The organism is Bacillota bacterium, assembly GCA_023511455.1.
Classification (GTDB): Bacteria; Armatimonadota; HRBIN16; order HRBIN16; family HRBIN16; genus HRBIN16.
The window spans coordinates 1-4,058 of the sequence record JAIMBJ010000064.1 but is presented as its reverse complement, the minus strand read 5'-3'; the positions used below and the strand labels follow the sequence as shown (position 1 = coordinate 4,058).

Genomic DNA, 4,058 nt, shown 5'->3' with positions numbered 1-4,058 from the left:
CTCTCTGCCCACGAACAGGTATCTGGCGGTCTGCATGGTGATGGTGGAGCCGCCCTGTTTGAAGGCGAGGTTTCGGAGGTTGACTCTCAGGGCACGGTGCAGAGCCTGCCAGTCCACACCGTGATGTTGGTAGAAGTAGCCGTCCTCCGAGGCGACGAGAGCATCGCGCATCGGTTCGGCGATTTCGGTCAGCGGGGTAAACAGGGGGCGCGGCGGTGCGAGGGTGCGATACAGGGGAACCTTGGAGCGGTGCAGCTGGAATTGCCATAGTGCTGAAGCCAGCGGTATGGACACCACCATCACTACAGCCAGCAACGCCAGCCCCGCCCGTAGCAGGAAACCACGCTCGCGCCGCGCAATCTCTTCACGGCTGAAACGCGGATGCTCGAAACCTGCATCCAGCTGGCGCACGGCGATGCCCAGCAGTGCCATCGCCACAAGCGTGGCACCCGTCCGCCCAAACTCCAGAACCGGCGAGTCCGCCATGCCTGCCACCAGAACAGACAGCAACCCCAGCGTGCAACCCACCCCGAGCGCTTTGGCGACAGGGTCATCTCCCAAACGAGCCAGCCCCTGCCGATAGAGCTGGACATACCGCCATAATACCAACAAGAACAGCACCAACCCTACCATCCCCACATCGGAGGCAATGAGCAAATACAGGTTCTTCGGTTCGGTGTTCATCGGGTTAAAACTGAGCAGGTGTTCGGTCATGTGCGCACGTTGCCGGGCATGGTAGCTGCCCACGCCGTTACCGATGATGGGGTGTTCCGCGATCACCGAAATCGCCACCTGCCAGATGGCGAAACGCCCCCAGAAGGAACGATCCTGCGGATTGCCCAGCCACTGACCACCCGTGCGAACCAACGCAGTCGCCAGCAGCAAGCTGGCGCACAGCGCGCAAAGAACCCCCTTTGCCCAGCGCGCCTGTATCAATGCCCGCTGCCCAACCGTGAACAACGGCAAGGTCAACGCGAGCGCTATCCATGCGGTGCGGGTATAGGTATACCACAACGCGACAAAGCATAGCACAGTGTTTAGCAGCCAGAAAGCCTGCTCCCATCGGCGAGAAGCCCCCAATGCTAACGCGAGGCACAGCGGAATGCCGAGCAACAGCAAGGGATACAGCTGGTTGGGTGTTCCCAACGTGCCCCCCGTACGCGCGCCGAAATGCGGCGTGTGAAATTGCCGGATGTCCAGCCAGTGATAGCCGATAGCGTAGGTCGCCTGCACCGCCACCGCCACACCGATGCCCTTTGCCAGAAACGGTAATGACCGATGTTCCACCATGAGCATCGCGAAAAGGAAGATGCTCAGCGGATAGCCTATCCACCAGGTGTCATCGTAGGAATACGGAATGCGACCCGAGTGTAGCCAGTCGGTGAGGTAGACCGCGTACCAGAGCATGATAGCGACCATCACCTTGTCTGTGGGCTTCGCCCACGGTCGGAGAGTGGAGCGCATCGCCAGCCAAGGCAGAAGGAAAGTGACACTGAGCGCGATGCCAGTGGTGTAGATTAGTGCATCGTAGCCCAGTGTGGCGTATAACGGCTGGAGCAGACCGAGAAACAGGAGCAGGTCTAAAAAGCGGAAGAAGCCCCATGTGATAGGTTCGATGACTGCCGTGTTGGGCAGCACATGCCACCACAGCACCGCCAGCAACAGGATAGCGTTGAGCGATGGTACCTGTCGCACAGTTTGGAGTAGTTGGTATACGCTCTGTCTGGCGATCACATCGTTTGACGGGCTCTTCTGTAAAGGTAGATGGCTAAGGCGATTAAAAGCAGACCGGGGACGAAGACCACCCACGTAACGCGAAAACCGAAACCAGTGCCGGGCAGCTTGCCTTGTTCATATGCCATGCGCCTGAGGTCTCCTTCGCTCGGAAGCGAGCCTTCCCAGCGGTATTGCACCACGCCTTGCTGGACTTCCGGATTTGCACAGTTCTCAAAGGTAACACCCTTGACTAAGCGGTAGTCCATCACAAATCTTTCTAAGGGCAGCTCGAAATCACAGGAGGATGTTCTGGACAGCGACTTTAGGTGAAACTCTTCTAATGTATGGCACCACTCGTCTTCAAAGCGTGAGACCTGTCTTCGTGTAACATAACAAGGCACTCTTACACCGGAATAATCTGTGAACTTGTGTATCTGCCATGACAAGCTCGGTATCGGTAGGTACGATGGTTTCCTATCGTAGCGAAGCAAATGTCCTGTCGCTCTTTCTAATGATACCCGGATGGACATATCATGCCAGCCAGGTGGCGACGCAGTGGATAGAGTAACTGCCTGAGGTGTGGTGGATTCCAGTTTCCAGCTGTTGGTATACAACCGGAGCGGGTTATCCATCGACAGTACCATCATGTAAAGAGTCTGCTCACCAATGCCTGCGATATCCCGTTCCCTGCGACATTCAGCTGCACACTCCCAGATCTCTACGGGTAACGGGGGTGGAGAGCTGGGAGGTGGTACTGCTGTCCCCCACTGACTCCCCGGTGGAGGTGGTATAAGCAGGGGCGTAGCGTGACTAATACCAACCCTGTTATCAAATACAGTTAAGATTTTCTTTGTCCCGCTGATAGGCTGTGAAGCAAAGCGCACTTCCTTTGTACCAAACTGTTTGCTGAGGTGTTCCGTCATGCGTTTTGCCAAACTTGGTGGTGTTCCAAAAACGGGGAACTCTCCAGAAATGACTACCCGTTGACCGTGTTTACATATACGTATTTCCAAGCTCTTACGCTGAGCCGCACCCTTCGGGGGAATACGCACATCTCGTCCGACACGAAAATCCTTGCTGTACCACACCGATACGCTGTAGCGCCATACCCAGACATAGCCGTTTGACTCTTTTTCCCGCTCGTCCGCCAGCTGCATCATACGGCGAACCTCACCGCTCGCGTCGATGCCTTGCGCGCGCGCCTGCACAAAGAGCAGGGATACCACAAGTGCCAACATACCCAGAGCTAACATGATGTTTCGCGACATCGTTCCGCTCCCCTTTTGCTTCCCAGAGTATAGAGTGGGAGACGACAGAAGGCAAGCGTCCCCACTCCGTAAAGAATTTGGTTTACGCTCCTCCTCCTAATGGACCCCCTACGCACGTTTTTCCAATGAGCTGGCCTGTGTAGTCTCGCCACTCGGTATTGCATGGGCAGGAACGGATTAATGTCGGCGAGCAAGTGGCGTACTGACCCACTACGTAGACGGGTCCCCAGACCTCTTGGCACTGATATCCCTGCTGTTCCCTGCACTCACCGAACCATGTTAGATAACGGGCACAGTGGTAATTACATAAGCCAGTTTGCGAAGAGAACCGACACCAGTTTTGCGTGCCTTGGTGCCAGGACCAGAAACAGTTCTTGTTCTTCTGTTGGGCAGATACCGATAGCGCGATCACTGCCGAAGTGGCCACCAGCAGGATTATCGCATACTTTCTTTGTCCTGCACGAAGCATCTCTGCACCTCCTCATAATTTCACCCGTTGCCGAGAAGGATTTGCCACCATAAACCGCACCGTCAGCCTCTCGCGCCACGCGCGGTCACCGGCTCGCACAACGATATCTATCGCCTCCTCATATCCCCCTTCTGTTCTCCCCTCTGTGTTCAGCTGCAAATCCAACGCGCGGGCACCTAATGGCGGCAGAGTCATCGCGCTGACACCAGCTACCGTACACCCGCAGCTTGGCTGAATATGCACATCCAGCCTCCGCAGGGTAGGGTTGATGAGCCAAGCCCGGTGCCGGGTCACTGAACCCGCTTGCACCACGCCGGCATCATGCTCCGCACCAACCAACCAGAGCCCGCGACCGGGAAGACGGTATTCCGCCCCCGCCACCAGCAGTAGCCAGCTGATGCCGATGCACGTAAGAAACACCGCCCGCACGCGGACGGGGATGCGACTCATTCTGGTAGCATACCTCCCAGCTTTGGGTGTTGGTATTCTACCCTTATTCTACACCGTCCCCCCCCGCGTCAATACCCCATTTTTGCCATTTTTGTGACCAATTTGTGCTATACACGGGAGTTAATACCCCAGCCGCGCAGGCGATATACACCAGC

The 4,058-nt window shown here is 56.5% G+C and carries 3 protein-coding genes; all 3 read right to left on the bottom strand.

Features of this window, described 5'->3' with window-relative positions; genetic code table 11:
• Positions 1–1,734: transglycosylase domain-containing protein (locus K6U75_17115; protein ID MCL6476754.1), on the bottom strand; the 1,734-nt coding region annotated here is incomplete at its 3' end.
• Positions 1,731–2,984 (bottom strand): hypothetical protein, encoded by a 1,254-nt coding sequence (locus K6U75_17110; protein ID MCL6476753.1) that lies wholly within the window; start codon positions 2,982–2,984, stop codon positions 1,731–1,733. The genes K6U75_17115 and K6U75_17110, both read right to left, overlap by 4 nt.
• A gap of 481 nt (positions 2,985–3,465) precedes the next feature.
• Positions 3,466–3,903, bottom strand: a complete 438-nt coding sequence (locus tag K6U75_17105) for a hypothetical protein (protein ID MCL6476752.1) — start codon at positions 3,901–3,903, stop codon at positions 3,466–3,468.
• Positions 3,904–4,058 lie beyond the last annotated feature (155 nt).